At 42.1% G+C, this 19013-nt stretch carries 13 protein-coding genes and 3 tRNA genes; 13 read left to right on the top strand and 3 right to left on the bottom strand.

What is annotated here, in order from left to right; translation table 11 throughout:
* Positions 1-85: 85 nt before the first annotated feature.
* From OCV43_RS00870 to OCV43_RS00880, 3 genes are all read left to right on the top strand, one after another.
* Positions 86-2197: a glycoside hydrolase family 13 protein gene (locus OCV43_RS00870; protein ID WP_262623220.1), complete on the top strand. Its 2112-nt coding sequence runs from the start codon at positions 86-88 to the stop codon at positions 2195-2197.
* Positions 2198-2302: 105 nt separating this feature from the next.
* Positions 2303-2384: transfer RNA gene (locus OCV43_RS00875), tRNA-Tyr, on the top strand.
* Between the two features lie 55 nt (positions 2385-2439).
* Positions 2440-2523, top strand: a tRNA-Leu gene (locus OCV43_RS00880).
* 52 nt (positions 2524-2575) lie between these two features.
* Here OCV43_RS00880 and OCV43_RS00885 read toward each other — a convergent pair.
* Positions 2576-3598 (bottom strand): LacI family DNA-binding transcriptional regulator, encoded by a 1023-nt coding sequence (locus tag OCV43_RS00885; protein ID WP_262623182.1) that lies wholly within the window; start codon positions 3596-3598, stop codon positions 2576-2578.
* Positions 3599-3934: 336 nt separating this feature from the next.
* Here OCV43_RS00885 and malQ point away from each other — a divergent pair, with 336 nt between their 5' ends.
* From malQ to OCV43_RS00920, 7 genes are all read left to right on the top strand, one after another.
* Positions 3935-5386 (top strand): 4-alpha-glucanotransferase, encoded by a 1452-nt coding sequence (malQ, locus tag OCV43_RS00890; protein ID WP_022242232.1) that lies wholly within the window; start codon positions 3935-3937, stop codon positions 5384-5386.
* 75 nt (positions 5387-5461) lie between these two features.
* Positions 5462-6757 (top strand): extracellular solute-binding protein, encoded by a 1296-nt coding sequence (locus tag OCV43_RS00895; protein ID WP_227710678.1) that lies wholly within the window; start codon positions 5462-5464, stop codon positions 6755-6757.
* A 130-nt stretch (positions 6758-6887) separates the two neighbouring features.
* Positions 6888-8270 (top strand): carbohydrate ABC transporter permease, encoded by a 1383-nt coding sequence (locus OCV43_RS00900; RefSeq protein WP_022242230.1) that lies wholly within the window; start codon positions 6888-6890, stop codon positions 8268-8270.
* Positions 8270-9148, top strand: a complete 879-nt coding sequence (locus OCV43_RS00905) for a sugar ABC transporter permease (RefSeq protein WP_022242229.1) — start codon at positions 8270-8272, stop codon at positions 9146-9148. The genes OCV43_RS00900 and OCV43_RS00905 overlap by 1 nt, the downstream gene beginning before the upstream one ends.
* A gap of 606 nt (positions 9149-9754) precedes the next feature.
* On the top strand, positions 9755-11467 hold the full coding sequence (locus OCV43_RS00910; RefSeq protein WP_227710677.1) for an alpha-amylase family glycosyl hydrolase: 1713 nt from the start codon (positions 9755-9757) through the stop codon (positions 11465-11467).
* A gap of 140 nt (positions 11468-11607) precedes the next feature.
* Positions 11608-11680: transfer RNA gene (locus OCV43_RS00915), tRNA-Phe, on the top strand.
* A 320-nt stretch (positions 11681-12000) separates the two neighbouring features.
* The gene (locus tag OCV43_RS00920; protein ID WP_022242942.1) at positions 12001-13233 is read left to right on the top strand and encodes a DUF4317 domain-containing protein; all 1233 of its coding nucleotides are present in this window, start codon (positions 12001-12003) and stop codon (positions 13231-13233) included.
* 43 nt (positions 13234-13276) lie between these two features.
* Here the strand turns inward: OCV43_RS00920 and OCV43_RS00925 are convergent, their stop codons facing one another.
* Positions 13277-13810: a restriction endonuclease gene (locus OCV43_RS00925; RefSeq protein ID WP_262623183.1), complete on the bottom strand. Its 534-nt coding sequence runs from the start codon at positions 13808-13810 to the stop codon at positions 13277-13279.
* Positions 13811-13890: 80 nt separating this feature from the next.
* Here OCV43_RS00925 and OCV43_RS00930 point away from each other — a divergent pair, with 80 nt between their 5' ends.
* Positions 13891-15678: an aminopeptidase P family protein gene (locus tag OCV43_RS00930; RefSeq protein ID WP_317246651.1), complete on the top strand. Its 1788-nt coding sequence runs from the start codon at positions 13891-13893 to the stop codon at positions 15676-15678.
* 106 nt (positions 15679-15784) lie between these two features.
* On the opposite strand, the gene OCV43_RS00935 is transcribed toward OCV43_RS00930, so the two are convergent.
* Complete coding sequence (locus OCV43_RS00935) at positions 15785-17785, bottom strand: amylo-alpha-1,6-glucosidase (RefSeq protein WP_262623184.1); 2001 nt, start codon at positions 17783-17785, stop codon at positions 15785-15787.
* Between the two features lie 722 nt (positions 17786-18507).
* Here OCV43_RS00935 and OCV43_RS00940 point away from each other — a divergent pair.
* Complete coding sequence (locus OCV43_RS00940; RefSeq protein ID WP_022242946.1) at positions 18508-18678, top strand: hypothetical protein; 171 nt, start codon at positions 18508-18510, stop codon at positions 18676-18678.
* Entirely contained in the window at positions 18665-19003 is a 339-nt protein-coding gene (locus tag OCV43_RS13945) for a type II toxin-antitoxin system RelE/ParE family toxin (protein WP_022242947.1), read from the top strand. Before OCV43_RS00940 ends, OCV43_RS13945 begins: the two co-directional genes overlap by 14 nt.
* Positions 19004-19013 lie beyond the last annotated feature (10 nt).

The raw sequence follows: 19013 nt of genomic DNA on the forward strand, positions 1-19013 counted from the left end.
CCTTTTCTGGTTGTAATCTTTGGAACTTTCGTATATTATAGTAATAAAAATAATTATTTAGAAACGAGAGGCTTGTTGTAAGATGATGAAGAAACAGCAATCGATTTATGAATTGAACAGAATTCAGCAGTATATTATGCAGATGCGCCCGATTCTTAGAAAACGCGCACTCTTTTCTGATGGAACAGAAGATTATCGTAGTCCGGCAGAGCCCAAAGCCGGAGAGCTGGTGACCATTCGTTTTCGTACAGCAAGAGATAATGTAGATGCAGTCTGGCTTTGCACAGAACAGAAAAAATATTTTATGGAAAAGACCGAGTCAGAGGGGCTCTTTGATTATTATTCCATAGAAATCCGTATGACAGAGGAGCATTTCTCCTATTACTTTGAAATTGAGACGGGAATGCTTCACTGTATCTTTGACCGCTATGGCGTGAATCAGACACCAAGACCGCAGTATAATTTTGAAATTGTACCGGGCTTTTCCACGCCGGACTGGGCAAAGGGGGCGGTTATGTATCAGATTTTAACAGACCGTTTTTACAACGGAGATACTTCCAATGACCCGTTGACGGATGAATATTTCTATATCCGTACTACCAGTCAGAAGGTAGATAACTGGGAGAAATGCCCGGAGAATTTTTCGGTAGCAGAATTTTATGGCGGAGATTTAGAGGGCGTGAGAAAGAAAATGGATTATCTCGCAGAACTTGGAATAGAGGTGATATACTTCAATCCACTGTTCGTTTCTCCGTCCAATCATAAGTATGATATTCAGGATTACGATTATATTGACCCGCATTACGGCAAAATAGTGGTGGATGAGGGAGAACTTTTACAACCGGGTGACCGCAATAACCAGCATGCCAGCCGCTATATCACCCGCGTGACGGATAAACGGAATTTGGAGGCAAGCAATGAACTTTTTGCAACGCTGGTAAAGGAAGCACACCAGAGGGGCATCCGTGTCATCCTGGATGGAGTATTTAATCATTGCGGTTCCTTTAATAAATGGCTGGATCGTGAAAAAATCTACCGTAGTGAAGCCGGCTATGAACCGGGAGCCTATATCAGCAAGGACAGTCCGTACAATGACTTTTTCCAGTTCCATGATCAGAATGCATGGCCGGATAACGGAAGTTACGATGGCTGGTGGGGACATGATACATTGCCGAAGCTTAATTACGAAGATTCAGATACATTACACGATTATATTCTGCATGTGGCTGCAAAATGGGTTTCTCCACCTTATAATGCCGATGGCTGGAGACTGGATGTTGCGGCAGATCTGGGACACAGTCCGGAATATAACCATCAGTTCTGGAGAGAATTCCGTGATGCCGTAAAGAAAGCCAACCCGCAGGCGGTGATTTTGGCAGAACATTACGGCGACCCGAGAGACTGGCTGGGTGGAGACCAGTGGGATACGGTTATGAACTATGATGCCTTTATGGAACCGGTGACATGGTTTCTTACCGGAATGGAGAAACACAGTGATGATTTTAAACCGGAAAATATTGGAAAGTTTGAGAACTTTAAAGGCGCTATGAAGCATTATATGGCAAGCTTTTTGACACCATCGCTGCAGTGCTCCATGAACGAACTTTCCAACCATGATCATTCCAGATTCTTAACCAGAACCAATCATAAGGTGGGCAGAGCGGAACAACTTGGAACAAAAGCGGCAGAAGAGGGTGTAAATACAGCCGTTCTCCGGGAGGCGGTTGTTATTCAGATGACCTGGCCGGGAGCACCTACCGTTTATTACGGTGATGAAGCCGGACTATGTGGATTTACAGATCCGGATAACCGCAGAACTTATCCGTGGGGCAGGGAAGATAAAGAGCTGATTCGTTTCCATCGTGATATCATCAGAATTCATAAAGAAAACCCGGCACTTCGTACCGGAAGTGTGAAATTTTTAAATGGCGAGGATAATCTTCTCTGCTATGGAAGATTTAACCGGGAACAGCAGTTTGTCATTATTGTAAATAATGATGAAAATATCCGGCACATTGATTTGTCTGTATGGGCAGTGGGGCTTCCGAAGTATGGAACTTTAGAACAGATACTTTTTACCAGTGAAAATGGATACTCCATTTCTTCTGTCAGCTATGACATCGTCAATGGAAGACTGGATATTACATTGCCAAAGCATGCAGCTGTCATTCTGAAGAGAAAGAATCCGGAAGAATAAAAAATGGCAAAATAAAAAATGCAAAAAATGCATAAAAACGCCTTGCACACAGCAGGGCGTTATGCTATAATCTATATTCGTCAGGACAATTAAGGACTGATAAATGGGCAGATTCCCGAGTGGCCAAAGGGGACAGACTGTAAATCTGCTGCAAATTGCTTCGGTGGTTCGAATCCACCTCTGCCCATTCTCGTTGTGGTTATGCAATGAGAATTTTTTTATGTAACTATAAAAAGATACTTGCCCGCGTGGCGGAACTGGCAGACGCGCAGGACTTAAAATCCTGTTGTGGTGACACAGTACCGGTTCGATTCCGGTCGCGGGCATTAAAAAAGGAAGCGGTAACCGCTTCCTTTTTTTATAACTCTATAAATAGTCCTATTCTTCTTCTTCTGCCTCTTCTTCACGCTCTGCACATGGAGCAGTAGATGCTCTTGTAATAAGCTGCGGACGCAGTAAAGTCATGCTGACGGAGACATGATTAATAAGGTTGCTCAGAGCAGCATATCCACATTTGCCGAGCTCGGTTCTTTCCTGACGGACTGTAGTCAGTGGCGGCTCTAAGAAAGAAGAAATCGGCAGGTCGTCAAAACCAACCACACTGATATCATCCGGAACAGAAAAACCTCGAAGCCGGCATTCTGTAATGACACCGGAAGCAATCAGGTCATTACCGCAGAGAATTGCTGTTGCTCCGGCAGCAAGAAAATTCGGTACATGATATTTTGCACTGTCTGCAACATAGTAGCCATGTGCAACCATATCTTCCTCTACTGGAAGATTGTGGGATTTCATGGCATCTAAATATGCCTGATAACGTTTCTCACTGACCATGGAATAGAGAGAACCGTTGAGGAAAGCAATCTTTTTGTGCCCAAGCTGATAGAGATGGTCGATTGCAGATTCAATTCCTTCAAAGTTATCTGTTCCCACATAGCATACATGTGGATTCTTCTTAATATAATTATCGAAAAGAACCGTCGGAATGGAGGTGAAGGCAAGCTGCCGCATCCAGTCATCATGGAGAGCAAAGCCTACCAGGAACCCACCGGAATAACCGTTCTTTAACATATAAGTATCATATTTTTCGGTCATCTGGAAAGCCGGCGTAACCGGAACTACACTGACGGACCAGCCATTCCGGAAAGCAGCCTGGCGGAAACCTAGGATGATTTCGTATCCGAACTGGTTGGCTGTTTCATATTCCATATTTTCTATAAAAAGGCAAAGCTTCTTGTTTTCATCCTTTTTCATCTTCTTGGACTGATATCCCATTTCTACAGCGGTATCAAGAACCATCTGCCGTAAATCTTCGCTGATATCACTGGCGCCGTTTAATCCTTTGGAAACAGTGCTGACGGAAATGCCGAGCCGGTTGGCAATATCTTTAATTGTGACCATAACAAGCCTCCATAAATCTGGTATATTTTAAGAAAAATTATATCAAAAACTTTTTATATTCTGTATTATATAGAATTTGCATGACAGGTGCAAGTACTGCAAAATAATATTTTTCGAAAAAAAACAGGGTTTTGAATAGCAATATAACCAAAAAAACAATGTGAATTCCGTCAAAAATGGCAAAAATAATGTTAAAAGGACCGTTTTGTTTGACAAAAATGTTAAAAAGACGTAAAATAACCTCAGATACGAAAATTAACGAAAAGCAAAAATAAAAACCGATGTGGGGGAAAAACATTGGAGGCAAAGAGACTAACCAGAGGAGCAGGAATCCTGATGGCAATAACAAGTCTTCCGTCTGATTATGGAATCGGAACTCTGGGTGATGCAGCTTTCAATTTCGTAGACTTACTTGTAGACCTGAAACAAAGATACTGGCAGATACTTCCAATTGGTCCAACCAGTTTTGGAGACAGTCCGTATCAGTCAATATCAGCATTTGCAGGAAATCCGTATTTGATAGATTTAGATGACCTGGTTCGCGACGGTCTGCTTATGGAAAGCGAGATTCGAAGCTATAACTGGGGTGCAGATGAGAAAGATGTTGATTATGCCAATCTTTTTGAAAACCGCTTTCAGATATTAAAGAAAGCATTTGAACGGTTTGATACCGCAAAGCCTTCTTTCCGGAAGTTTGAAGAAGACAATGATTGCTGGCTGGCTGATTATGCATTGTTTATGGCAGTCAAAGGAAAAGAAAATAACCGGGAATGGATGGCATGGGAACCGGGAATCAGAAACCGTACACCGGAGGCATTACAGGAATACACAGAATTATTAAAAGAAGAGATCCTGTTTTGGAAGTTCTGCCAGTATAAATTTTATGAACAGTGGAAATTCTTAAAACAGTACGCAAATACAAGAGGAATACAGATTATTGGGGACATACCGCTGTATATGGCTATGGACAGTGCCGATGTGTGGGCAGACCGGAAGCTCTTCTTATTAGAAGAAGACGGAAGCCAGCAGCATGTAGCAGGCAGCCCGCCGGATAATTTTTCGGAAGAAGGTCAGAAATGGGGCAATCCCGTATATGACTACTCCTATATGGAAGAGCATCAGTTTGACTGGTGGAGGCACCGGATTGAGAAAAACGCAGCATTATATGATGTAATCCGGATTGACCACTTCCTTGGAGTTGTGAGGTATTATACGATTCCGTTTCAGGAAAAAGATTGCTGCAATGGAAAATGGAATAAGGGTCCTGGAAAGAAATTGACAGATGTGATGGAAGAAAGTGCCGGTGACTGCAGAATCATAGCAGACAATGCCGGAAGTGCCATCGCCGGAAGCAGAAAGCTTCTTGCAAGAATTGGATGGCCTGGAAGTAAAATCCTGATGTTTGCATTCGATGGAAATACAGGAAATGAAAATCTTCCACATAACTTTGAAGAAAATAACATAGTGGTATATACCGGAACACATGATAATGATACTGTTGTTGGTTATTTCCGGGATAAGACAGAATATGAACTGGCTTACCTCTATGAATATTTGAATATCGGCTCGAAGGAAGAAATTCCGGACGCCTTAATCCGTCTGGCTTATTCAAGCATAGCGGATGTGGTAATTATTCCGATGCAGGATATTTTACAGCTTGGCAATGAAGCCAGAATGAATCAGCCATCCACAGTCGGACAGAACTGGAAATGGCGGGTGGGAAAAGATACTCTGAGTGAAGAACGAAGAGCATGGATCCGCACCATTGCGGCAGTATACCGCAGATAATTTCTATATGATATAGAACGGATTACCGTTTTATATAAATGCTTAATCGAAATCACATTTTTAAGGAGGAAGAAAATGAAAAAGAAAGCATTATCATTATTTCTTGTAACAGCTATGGCAGTATCCATGGTAGGATGCGGTAGCAAAGACGCAGACAAGAACACAGACAAGAACACAGACAAGAAAGATACTGAAGTAGCAGCAGCAACAGAAAAAGAAGCTGCAGCAGAAGATGAAGCTTGGGAGGGTGACTTAACAGTATGGAGCCCACAGGAAGATCAGGATACAAACTGGCTTCAGGATCAGTGCGAAGCATTCGCAGCTGAGCATCCAAACTGGAAAATTAACTTCAACTATGGCGTATGTCCAGAGGGTGAAGCAAAAGACAACGTAACAAAAGACGTTGAAGCAGCAGCAGACGTTTACATGCTTGCTAACGATAACATCCCGGATCTGGTATCTGCAGGCGCATTATCAGAGCTTGGTGGAGATTATCTTGGATATGTAACATCTACAAACTCTGATTCTATCCTTGCATCTGTTACATACAACGATTCAGTAGTAGCATTCCCATTTACTCCTAATACATGGTTTATGTACTACGATAAGAGCGTATTCTCAGAGGATGATGTAAAGAACTTTGACACAATGTTAGAGAAAGCTGGAGAAGCTGGAAAGAAAGTTTCTTTCAAATTAACTGATTCCTGGTATATCGAGGCATTCTATGTAGCTAACGGATGTACATTATTCGGTGATGGAACTGATACAGATGCTGGTATCGACTTCGGTGGAGACAAAGCAGCAGCAGTTACAGAGTACTTAGTAGACTTAGCAGCTAATCCTAACTTCTTAGTAGATGCTGATGGATCTGGTCTTGCAGGATTAGGCGACAGTGTAGCAGCATTATTCTCCGGAACATGGGATGCTGAAGCAGTTAAAGAAAAACTTGGCGACAACATGGGTGTTGCAGCTCTTCCTACCGTTACAATCGACGGAAAAGAAGGTCAGATGAAATCCTTCATCGGATCTAAAGCAATCGGTGTTAATCCTAATGCTGAGAACCAGCAGGTAGCTATGTCTCTTGCAGCTTACTTAGCAGGTGAGAAGGCTCAGACAGCTCATTATGAAATGAGAAACCTCCTTCCTTCAAACATCAACATCTCTTTAGCTGACGATCCAATCGCAACAGCAGTTACAAATGTTATGACAGATACATCTATCATGCAGCCATTATGTAAAGAAATGAGTAACTACTGGTCACCAGCAGAGAATATGGGTAAAAATATCCAGTCTGGCGAAGTAACAAAAGACAACGCTGCTGAGAAGACAGAAGAAATGAACACAACTATGAATACAGACGTTGCTGAATAAGCAGAAGATGTAATTGGAAGTTCATTATAAGAATTCCTAAAACAGCGGTTTGGAAAAGAACCGGGGACTCCAGGATACCGGCAACGGTACCCTGGATGTCTTACTATAGAGAGTATAGGAGGCCCATAGCGTGAAGAAGGCTGCTACAAAAAAGAAAAAAGCAAAAGAGTTCCAGACACCATATACTGTTACTGGTGCGTTAGTTAAGGGAAATGCAATTACTAAGCTCTCCATGTTGATCATGGGCTTGGGCAATATTGCGCATAAACAGATTGTAAAAGGTCTTATGTTTTTGGCAATCGAGGTTGCGTATCTTTATTACATGATTTCTTATGGATTCTATGCAGTTTCCATGCTGCCATCACTTGGATGGAGAGAGCGGGAAAAGGTATGGAATGATGCAAAGAGTATTTATGAATATCAGGCTGGTGATAATTCACAGCTTATCTTACTTTATGGAGTTGCAACATTATATATTACCTTCATATTTATCATTGTATGGAGGGAAGCAGTAAAAAGTTCATATAAATCAGAACTGCTGGCAAAAGCAGGTAAGCATTTAAACACATTTAAAGAAGACTTCAAGAGTTTGTTTGATCAAAATTTACATAAATTACTGTTAGCACTCCCACTGATGGGAATTTTGATCTTTACTGTTTTGCCATTGATTTACAATATTTCAATGGCATTTACCAACTACAGTACATCTGGAGAACACTTAGTGTTATTCGACTGGGTTGGATTTGCTACCTTTAAGAAAATATTGAATATTGGAGACAGTATTGGAAAACAGTTCTATTCCGTATTAGGATGGACCCTGATTTGGGCTGTATTTGCAACAGCATTAAACTATATTTTCGGTATGATTCTTGCAATCATTATCAACCGGAAAGAAACAAGAGCAAAGGGATTCTGGAGATTCTGCTTTGTATTATCCATTGCAGTACCACAGTTTGTATCCCTTCTGATTATGAGAAGTATGTTACAGCCAACCGGTATTGTTAACACACTGCTTATGAAATATGGTATTATTGACACAGCATTGCCGTTCTTTACCAAGGCAATGTGGGCAAGGGTTACAGTTATTGTAATCAACCTGTGGGTAGGTATTCCATATACGATTCTCCAGGTAACCGGTATCTTACAGAATATCCCGGCTGAGTTATACGAAGCAGCAAAGATTGATGGTGCTAATGCTGTCCAGACTTTCTTCAAAATTACTCTGCCATATATGTTATTTGTAATGACACCGTACTTAATTACACAGTTTACAGGAAACATCAACAACTTCAACGTTATATACCTTCTGTCCGGAGGAAATCCTACTCCGGTGGATGCAACCGCAGGAAAGACAGACCTTTTGGTTACCTGGTTGTATAAGCTGACTGTTGATAAGAAATATTTTAACCTGGGTGCCGTTATTGGTATTATGACATTCGTGGTATTGGCTATTGTTGCCCTGGTTACTTATCGAAATACCACATCCTACAAAGATGAGGAGGGATTCATGTAATGAGTAAGCAGAAAACAGCCACATCAGGCGCAAAAGTACGTAAAACATTTGTAAATGTTTTGATTCATATATTTCTTGCAATATTAGCATTTATCTGGGTACTTCCGGTATTCTGGGTAGTACTTACAAGCTTCCGTGCGGAGAAAGGTTCTTATGTTGAGACCTTCTTCCCGAAGACTTATACTTTAAACAATTATGTTAAGCTATTTACAGATACCAGTATTCTGAACTTCCCGAAAATGTTCATGAATACATTGATTATTGCAATCTTTACCTGTATCATTTCAACCATCTTTGTACTTTCAGTATCTTACTGTATGTCAAGAATGCGTTTTAAAATGAGAAAACCGTTTATGAATATTGCAATGATTTTAGGTCTGTTCCCATCCTTCATGTCCATGATTGCGGTATACTTTATCTTAAAGGCACTGGGATTATCCGAAGGATCCATGATTCGTATTGCGTTGATTATTGTATTCTCCGCAGGTAGTGGTGTTGGATTCTATGTAGCAAAGGGATTCTTTGATACCATTCCAAAATCATTGGACGAGGCAGCAATCATTGATGGAGCGAGCAGATGGCAGGTATTTACTAAGATTACCATTCCACTTAGTAAACCAATTATTGTATACACCATCCTGACTTCCTTCATGGGACCATGGATTGACTTCGTATTTGCAAAGGTTATCTGTGGTGCAAATGCAGACCAGTTTACCGTATCTATCGGTTTATGGAAGATGTTAGAGAAAGAGTATATCAACAGCTGGTATACATGTTTTGCAGCAGGTGCTGTAGTAATATCTATTCCTATTGCTATCCTCTTTATGTTTACACAGAAATTCTATGTAGAGGGAATGAGTGGAGCAGTAAAAGGCTAAATATTACAGCCGTTTAAAATGTTTAAAAGAGAGGCAGGCTTTTGCCTCTCTTTGTTATATCAGTTGATAATGAAGGGCGTGGAAGATTGCGAAGGATATTTGTTCTGTGTTTGAAATAACAGGTATTTTCATTCAGACAGAATGCGTCTCAATTCTTGGCAGTACATTTTTCTGATTTTCAGATGTCTTGCCATTGCTTTGACTGGATGCAGTGGTTGTCCGGCTGATACGGATACCTCATGCAACTGGTAAGGGGCGCTAAGAATTTCGCTCTACATTATATCTATTCCGGCAATCGGCGCAAAGTCACATCCGTGTTTCAGTTGCGCCTCGTTGGCACGTCCTGTGCCAACGTTGCCGGTTGCCAGATAAAATTCCAAGCGCCCCTAACCAGTCACAAAATGGTATCCGCATTCAGCCGGACAACCACTTGCATTCTGTCAAACATTGGAAAGACAGATGATAATAAGAAAAGAAAAATGTGCTGGTTAGAATTGGAGCATTCTGTCTGGAAAATAACGTTATTTCAAATGCAGAACAAAAGCATCGCATTTACATCACCCCTTCATTTCAACGAAATAAGAAAGAGAAGAAAAGGAGAATCATATGAAAAAAAGACTACAGGCGTTACTTCTTGCATTTTGCCTTACCCTTGGAACTATAGGTGCCGGCTGTGGCGGCAGACAGGATAACAATGCTGCGGGAACAGAGACTGCTGCGGCGACAGAAACTGAAAAGACCGCAAGTGTGGAAGACTCTGCTATGGCAAAGGCAAATGCAGGAGAACTGAATATCATTGATGATAAATACCGCACCTATTATGAAGTGTTTTTATATAGCTTTTATGACAGTGATGGAGATGGAATCGGAGATATCCAGGGATTAATTGATAAACTGGATTATATCAATGATGGAGATGACAGTACAGATACAGACCTTGGCTGTAATGGAATCTGGCTGATGCCGATCATGCCATCACCGACCTATCATAAATATGACATTTCTGATTATGAAAATATTGATGAGCAGTATGGAACTATAGATGATTTCAAACAGTTAATCGAAGCATGCCACAAGCGCGGAATCCGTGTGATTATTGATTTCCCGATTAACCATACATCGTCCAAGCACCCATGGTTTACACAGGCAGTGGAATATCTGGAGGGATTAAGTGACGGACAGCAGCCGGATAGCAGCGTTTGTCCGTATGTAGATTATTATAACTTTACAACAGATCAGTTAAGCAGTGTGTATTATAAAGCTGGCAGCAGCAATTGGTATTATGAAGGAAAATTCTGGAGTGAAATGCCGGATTTGAACCTTGATTGTGAAGCGGTGAGAGCTGAATTTGATGAGATTACATCCTTCTGGATGGATCTTGGGGTAGATGGTTTCCGTATGGATGGTGCCAAAGAATATTTTTCAGATAATACCACAGAAAATGTGGAAGTCTTAAAATGGTTTAATGATATGGTAAAGGCAAAAGATGAGAATTCCTATATCGTGGCAGAGGTCTGGACGGATCGTGAGACATATGCAAAATATCTGGAAAGTGGAATTGATAGTGTATTCAATTTTGATTTTGGAGATGGCGATGGGATTATTGCCAATGCAGTAAAAGGAAGCTCAGAGTCCGGAGCAAAAGGATATGCCAATGTCTGCGGCAAAATGGATGAGCTTTTAAGCCAGTATAATGAAAATTATATTGATGCACCGTTTTATACAAATCATGATATGGCAAGAGGTGCCGGATACTATAGTGGCGAGTATAAGGCTGCACAGATTAAAACTGCCGGAGCCATGAATCTTATGATGAGCGGCAATGTATTTCTTTATTATGGGGAAGAAATTGGTATGAAAGGCTCTGGAAAAGATGAAAATAAGCGTGCACCAATGCAGTGGTCCTCAGATGCATCTGCAGAGGGTATGTGTAAAGGGCCGGATGGAATGGAAAGCATTAAGATGACAAATGGAAGCCTGGAAGACCAGCAGGATGACCCGGATTCCATTTATAATTATTTCAAACAGGCAATCCGCCTGAGAAACCGTTATCCGGAAATCGCCCGTGGTATCGCTGCAAATGTAGAGAATCTTTCTGATAAGAATATAGCAGCAATTACCAAGACATATGATGGTAAAACCACATTACTGGTATTTAACCTTTCCCAGGAAACTCAGAAGGTTGACATTTCAGGTGTAGATTTAGGCGGAGAAGGTACTATCGGTGGAATGCTTCTGACCGGAGAAGATACAATTACGCTGGATAATAATGAACTGACACTGCCATCTTATTCCATGGCACTTATTACCGTAGAATAAAGCCGAAATACATAAAAACGGAACAGAGTTATCGTACCACCGGAATAAAAAAGAAAAAATGAAAAAAGCAGGAAATTTGTCTTGACAACCCCTGCTTTTTCCGATAAAATAATCAGTGCTGTGAGTGCTTTACAGCACAAGCCCAGTTAGCTCAGTTGGTAGAGCAGAGGACTGAAAATCCTCGTGTCTCTGGTTCGATTCCGGAACTGGGCATTGCCGAAAGGCAATGAACTGCGGGTGTAGTTCAATGGTAGAACACCAGCCTTCCAAGCTGGATACGTGGGTTCGATTCCCCGTCTATCGCTCTTTCGAAAAGCAAGAAATTTATCTTGCTTTTTTTGACTTTACAGGAAATTGCTTTCCTGTAAAGTCAAAAACGCTCCGCGAGGATGCACACTGCGGCGTATAAGGTAGATGTCGCAAGCGACCGCCGCAGGCGCGGGAATGTGCCAAGGCACATTCTTTGTTCTATAAAAGTCTGATTTGGAAACATAAGAAATAAAAGAAAGGTAGTAAAGGAGTAGATTCATAGTATGGATAAAAAAGGTGTGGCAGAGTTAAAGAGACGTTTTACAAAAGAAAATTGTACCTTTACCAGATTGTGTGGCTGTTATGTAGATGCCGGTAAGAATAAGGTCGTTGATTTAAGTGAGACATTTTTAAATCTGGAAGATGAAGAATTTTATAAATATTTAGAGATTGCCAAGAAAACCTTATCAGGAACCATTGGAAATAATCTTTTGGAATTGAATTTTCCACTGGATGAAGAAGCAGCAGGAGGAAGACAACAGTTTCTTTTAGGTTTAAGGGAAAGTAAATTAAAAAATCCTGAGTTACTGGAACGTTTTTATGATATGGTCATTGAAAGCTATGACTATGCAGGCAACTATCTGATTTTGCTGTTCCATGATGCTTATGATGTCATGACCAAGACCACGGATAATAATGCACTGGATGAATCAGAAGAAGTGTTTGAATACCTTCTGTGTGCAATCTGTCCGGTACAGTTATCCAAACCGGGACTGGGTTACAGAGAAGATGAAAACCGTATCGGACCAAGAATCCGTGACTGGGTGGTAAGCGTACCGGACAGCGGTTTCTTATTCCCGGCATTTACCGACCGCAGTACAGATATTCATTCCTTGATGTTCTATACTAAGGATACCAAGGCACCGCATGCGGAATTTATGGAGTTGGGATTAGGCTGTGGCGCAAGACGCACCGCAACGGAGCAGAAGATGACCTTCCATTCTATCGTCAAACAGGCATATGGCGATGATGTGGAAAAGAGCGGGGAAGTGCTGATGGAGATTCAGCAGAACTTAAATGATCTGGTAGAAGAGAAAGCAGAACTGGAAGAAGACCCGGTAATTCTGACACCGGAGCTTTTGACCAATGTTATGGAAGAAAGCGGCGTTGCACCGGAAAAGGCAGAAAAGATTGGAAAGACCTGCGCAGAGGAATTTGCAGAAGAAGCACCGCTGGCAGAAAATGTAGTAGACAGCAAAGCCCTGGCTGCCAATGAGCAGATTCAGAAAGAAAAAGAGCTGGTAGCCCAGGTTGAAGTGCTGCAACAGCAGTTAAAAGAGAAACAGATAGAGGAAGAAGCTGACGAAGTAGTTAAGACCTATGATGTTGTGCTTCGTGTAAAACCGGAAAAGGTTTCCCAGATTAAATCCGAAGTAATCAACGGACAGAAATGTCTGGTAATTCCGATGGCAGAAGATGAGCATGCCAACGTAAACGGAGTAAATACAACGGTATAATAATTGTATATAAAATCATTAGGATGAACTGCTTTTTTGAATGTCAGATAAGTGCAGTTTCCGGAGATGTAATACAAAAAATCAGTAAGCCACATAACAGGAGAAGCAGGATAATCCGGAAAAATCTGCCCCAGCGGAAGCTGCGACGTTTTAGCTGGGTACCGTCAATGAGCGTGACATCATTGGCTCTGGCAAGGGCAATGGCACCGGGATAGAAAACGCTGTTGGTAATGACCATTGCTTCATCACAATCGTAATAGGATTTACCGGCAACAGCTTCCTGTACGGCACTGTTACCAACCTTTCCCTGATATAATTTGCACTGGACTGCATAGGTAGTCCGGTGTTTTTTTGCGATTAAATCCACACCAAAGTCTCTGGAAGCTTTGGTGACAGTAATTTTTGAATATCCGTTGCGCTTAAGATAGCGGGCTGCATATTCTTCAAATTCGTAGCCATTCATTTTGTCAAAATTGACACCAAAAAAGAACCGCCGCAGTCCATGGAATACGGCGAACGGAAGATGTATGATAAATCTTATGAAAAAGAAAAGTAATTTTCCAATCAGGCGAAACATAAAAGAATTCCTTTCCGTTCATAATAACGAATGCTATACTGTAATTGACCAGCTTGCATTCATTATAGCATAACATAGAGGTGATAGATTTGAAAGAAGAATTGATGGAATTAAGACAGAAGATGAAAGAATACGGCATGGCGGCATATCTCATTGTTTCCGATGATTTCCATGCATCAGAATATGTAGGAGAATATTTTAAATGCCGTGAATATATTTCCGGATTTAACGGTTCGGCAGGAACACTGGTAATTACTGAAGATATGGCAGGACTCTGGACAGACGGAAGATATTTTATCCAGGCAGAAGAACAGCTTGCCGGCACCGGCATTACGTTATTCCGGAGCGGACAGCCGGGAGTAGTGGATATTGGCACTTTTCTGGCTGAAAAAATGGAAGATGGAACCGTATTGGGGTTTGATGGAAGAACCGTAAGTACCGGCATGGCAAAGAGTTTAAAAGAAAAATTGCGGGAGAAAAAGATTACATTTGCTCCAGACCGGGATGTCGTAGGCGAAATCTGGGTGAATCGTCCTGCATTATCCTGTGATCCAATCTGGGAGCTTGGCGTGGAATATGCAGGTGAGAGCCGGAAGGATAAGGTGGCAGGGGTACGAAAAGCAATGGTGGATTGCAAGGCGGATTATTTTCTGATTCCGTCTCTGGATGAAATCGCATGGCTTTTTAATATCCGGGGAAATGATATTGAATATAATCCGGTGGCATTATCTTATGTACTGATTGCACCGGATGAAATTCGCTGGTATGTAAATGAAAAGAGTGTGCCGGCTGACTTAAAGGAAAGACTTTCCGCTGAAAAAATCTTTATTTACAAATATGAACAGATTTATGCGGATATAAAGGAAATTCCGGCAGACAAAAGCATTCTTATAGACGAGAGTATGACAAATTATGCATTGTATGATGCCATTCCAAAAGAGGCACATAAGGTAAAGAAGAACAGCCCGATTGAGCTTATGAAGGCAGTGAAAAATGCCACCGAAATGGAGCATGAGCGGCTGGCACATAAGAAGGATGGCATTGCTTTAACAAAACTTATCTACTGGTTAAAGCATGTGGAAGATAAGCGGCAGATAACGGAGCTTGCGGTATGTGATAAATTAGAAGAATTCCGGAGGCAGGGAGAAGGTTATCTGGGACAGAGCTTTGCACCGATTGCTGCATACGGTGCTCATGGAGCCATTGTGCATTATGAGCCGGATGGGAAGAGCAATATTCCACTGGATAACAAAAGCTTTCTGCTGCTGGATACCGGCGGACAGTATCTGGATGGCACAACGGATGTGACAAGAACCATTGCCCTTGGAGCATTAAGCTCAGAGGAGAAGAAGCATTATACTGCCGTATTACGAGGAAATCTGAATCTTTCGGATGCAAAATTTAAATATGGCTGTACGGGAGTCAATCTTGACTATCTGGCAAGGGAACCGTTGTGGCACATGGGGCTTGATTATAACCACGGAACAGGCCATGGCGTTGGCTATTTGTTAAATGTACATGAAGGACCGAATGCATTCCGTTACCGGGAACGGTATGGCACCGGAACTGTCATGGAAGAAGGTATGATTACTTCGGATGAACCGGGACTGTATCTGGAAGGAAAATACGGCATCCGCCTTGAGAACCTGCTGCTTTGTAAGAAAGCGGAGAAAACGGAATATGGACAGTTCATGGAATTTGAAACATTGACTGTTGCGCCATTTGATCTGGAGGCTATTGACTGGGAAGAATTAGACAGCCGGGAAAAGGCACTGCTTCGGAAGTATCAGCAGTATGTCTATGATACCATTGCAGACTTCCTTTCCGAAGAAGAAAAAACATGGTTGAAGGAGCAGATTCCGGCGTAGAGATATGGGCATTGCACGGGAATGAAAAAAGAGGCTTGGTTTATCAAGCCCCTTTTTTCATCCGTAAGAAACTGCCGGTGGCCGGTTCTGTTGGTATAAAAATGATTTATTTATATGGCAGAATATCCTCAGTATATGCCCGGAGAATTTCTCCGACACTCCATGCCTGGGCATAGCAGCCGCGGGAGGTGTGCGGTTCATCACCATCAAAGATTTCTGCAATAGAACCGATACAGCCGTGGTAGAACTGCTCTCTGGTGGCATCTAACATGGCATCTACCTGTGTGATAACTTCTTTGGAAGTTCCATAGACATGCACATAAGCAGTCAGGAAACCGCCTAAGAGGAAGCCCCAGGAAGTACCCTGATGATAAGCGTGGTCACGTTTATCAAGACAGCCTTCATAGGTCGGATGGTATTCCTTATCATCCGGGCTTAAGGAACGAAGACCGGTTTTGGCATATAGTTTCTCGTAAACCTTATCTACAATCTTCTTTTCCTTGTCAGCATCTAACATCCGGTGCGGCAGGGAAACAGCATAAATCTGATTTGGACGAAGGGATGCATCACCTTCCAGCCCGTCTACCACATCATAGAGACATCCATCTTTTTCGTTCCAGAATTCTTTTGTGAAAGATTCTTTTGCATGAGCTGCAAGAGCAGCATAGTGGGAACCGTCTTCCCCAAAGCGCGTTGCCCATTCTTCCATCAGGCAGAGTGCATGATACCAGAGCGCATTGATTTCTACCGGCTTGCCGTGCCGTGGTGTAGCAACCCAGTCGCCCACACGGACATCCATCCAGGTTACCTGGTCGAGACCGCTTCCGGCATGGATAAGTCCATCTTCTTCCATATAAATGGAGAAATCTGTTCCGTACTCATAAGCTGCAATAATTTCTTTTAATTTCGGATAAATGGTTTCCTGCACAAAAGCATAATCTTCCGGAGTACCGGTGTAATCGAGATATTTTCCAACTGCATAGAAATACCACATGGAAGCATCTGCTGTATTATACAATGGATCGGTTCCTTCATCCGGGAACATATTTGGTACCATGCCATGGTGGACATAGCGGGCAAATGTGGTCAGGATGTCTCTGGCATCCTGATAGCGCCCGGTAGACAGAGTTAAGCCGGTGAGAGCAATCATGGTATCCCGGCCCCAGTCGGTAAACCAAGGAAGTCCGGCAAGAACAGTCATCAGTCCGGTAGACTGCCGGTATGCAAGAAAATGGTCGGCGGCAATGGTCAGAGTCTCTGCCAGTTCATCATGGTAGCCAGCTTTTTTCTCTAATGCATCAAAACGTGCCATTTCTGCGGCAGCAGTGGCAAAAGCATCCTTTTCATAAGCATCTTCAATGGTGCAGACGATAGATATTTTCTTGCGGCATCCGGCGTCCAGCGGAAATTCAATCTGGTATGGCGTGTAGTTATCATCTAAAGCATCGGATTCTACATCCAGTTCTTTTTGTAACTGCATTCCGGTGGTATATTTTTCTTCACATGGAACAACGGTTCCGTCATCGGTAAAAAGACGGATGGTGACATCTTTATTCTGCTGCGGAACCAGTCTGATTTCCGGCTGCTCATAAGTAGTATCGAATTTTAAAGTGTCTACTGTAGAAGCATCATGGTGTACCCGGTAATTAAAGAGCGGAGTCAGCACCAGTGTAGCAGCCTCTCCATCATTCTGGATATCATAGGAAACTGCAATAGTATTCTTTCCGTGTTCAAAGGCGAGAGTCTTTGTCATGGTAAATTCCGGAGCTTTGGTGGTAAAATGTACCAGCCCGTCATAAGTAAAGGAATTAAGGTATTCAATACCTTCACGGTAAGCAGTGCTGCCATCACCGGCAAGATATTGTTCTACGGTAAAATCCTTTTTCCCGGAAGAACGAATCAGACATTCGTTGATTTTTGAGAGAATGACGAAACGTTCTACTGGTGGGTGCAGGCTGGCAATCAGATAGCCATGGTGCTTTCTTGCATGAGCACCGGTTACGGAACTGCCGGCATAGCCGCCGATTCCATTGGTCAGAACCCATTCCTTTTGTACACCCACCGACATTGGGGTGAGGGCATCTTTATTTAAATGATATGCTTTCATAGAAATCTCCTTTATCGTGTAATCCGTCCGGGTGGCGGGGGAGAAAAACGAATCGTCTAACATATTGTAAGCGTATTCCGGATTTCTATTATTTTTTGTTGATGCAGAATGCGTTGCAGTTCTTAGCTGTTTTGTTTTCTGATTGCAGGCTGTCTTTCCACTGCTTTCACTGCATAGCGTCACTGTCCGTTGTATGCGGATGCGGCAGAAAACCTGCAAGGGGCACTATGAATTTCAGAAAAGATATTGTTTCATCCGGCAACCGGTGCAAATTCACATCCATGTTCAGATTGCACCTTGCTGGCACGTCCTGTGCCAGCATTGCCGGTTGCAGGATGAAATTCCAAGTGCCCCTAACAGCCTTTCTCATGCATCCGCATATCAGCGAACCGTGCCGCTATGCTGTGAAACATTGGAAAGACAGGCTCAATAGCAAAAGAAAACAAAGCAGTTTAGTTCTGCAGCATTCTGTATTAAAAAATAATAGAAAGCCGGGATATCCTATACAATAGTTTGATTTCGTATGCTTCCCCCGCCCCCCAGACTGTTTGCCTCTATTGTAACGAAATAATTCGAAAAAATCTACTGGAAAACACGGAAAAAACATAATTATTAAACGTTTTAAAATTTTCAATTGTACCCATCGTAAATTTATGTTAAACTATGACTAAGAAACAAGGAACTGCATAGACTATCTCAGATAGCACGAATGGAGTGATACTATGGAATTGACAATGAAAAAACAAACTCCTGCCCAGCATGAAGATAACAATATTCTCAGGATGTTGGACAGAGGAATCGACGATATGGAGGCCGGACGGGAACTTCATCTCGAAGAAGCTTTCCGCAAAATTACCGAATTGAGAGATGTCAGACGAAATGCACGATTATAAAGTTATTTTAACATGGGAAGCTATTTATGATGTGACTGACATTGCGGATTACATCGAAGCTGAGTTTGGTCAGGCCAGAGCTGACCGTTTTCAAAATGACATACAGGCACAGATGAAAAAATTAGGATATATGTCCGGTGTTTTTCCAAAGACACATATCCTATATCGAAATTATTATATCCATAAAAAGCCCTTTCCGCCGTCCATAATTTTTTATGTATTTATGGAACATACTCAGGAAATACATATTCTCCGAGTTTTGCGGGAGGAACGTGACTGGACAAGGGTACTTGAACAGGAGCCCAATTATACATATCCTGAATGATTTTGGAAAA

It is taken from the genome of Roseburia amylophila, from assembly GCF_025567465.1.
Taxonomy (GTDB): Bacteria; Bacillota; Clostridia; order Lachnospirales; family Lachnospiraceae; genus Roseburia_C; species Roseburia_C amylophila.

Bases quoted from the DNA above. Each gene is read 5' to 3' on its own strand.
- OCV43_RS00870 (WP_262623220.1), top strand. From the start codon at position 86: ATGAAGAAACAGCAATCGATTTATGAATTGAACAGAATTCAGCAGTAT.
- OCV43_RS00885 (WP_262623182.1), bottom strand. From the start codon at position 3,598: ATGGTCACAATTAAAGATATTGCCAACCGGCTCGGCATTTCCGTCAGC.
- malQ (WP_022242232.1), top strand. From the start codon at position 3,935: ATGGCAATAACAAGTCTTCCGTCTGATTATGGAATCGGAACTCTGGGT.
- OCV43_RS00895 (WP_227710678.1), top strand. From the start codon at position 5,462: ATGAAAAAGAAAGCATTATCATTATTTCTTGTAACAGCTATGGCAGTA.
- OCV43_RS00905 (WP_022242229.1), top strand. From the start codon at position 8,270: ATGAGTAAGCAGAAAACAGCCACATCAGGCGCAAAAGTACGTAAAACA.
- OCV43_RS00910 (WP_227710677.1), top strand. From the start codon at position 9,755: ATGAAAAAAAGACTACAGGCGTTACTTCTTGCATTTTGCCTTACCCTT.
- OCV43_RS00920 (WP_022242942.1), top strand. From the start codon at position 12,001: ATGGATAAAAAAGGTGTGGCAGAGTTAAAGAGACGTTTTACAAAAGAA.
- OCV43_RS00925 (WP_262623183.1), bottom strand. From the start codon at position 13,810: ATGTTTCGCCTGATTGGAAAATTACTTTTCTTTTTCATAAGATTTATC.
- OCV43_RS00935 (WP_262623184.1), bottom strand. From the start codon at position 17,785: ATGAAAGCATATCATTTAAATAAAGATGCCCTCACCCCAATGTCGGTG.
- OCV43_RS00940 (WP_022242946.1), top strand. From the start codon at position 18,508: ATGGAATTGACAATGAAAAAACAAACTCCTGCCCAGCATGAAGATAAC.
- OCV43_RS13945 (WP_022242947.1), top strand. From the start codon at position 18,665: ATGCACGATTATAAAGTTATTTTAACATGGGAAGCTATTTATGATGTG.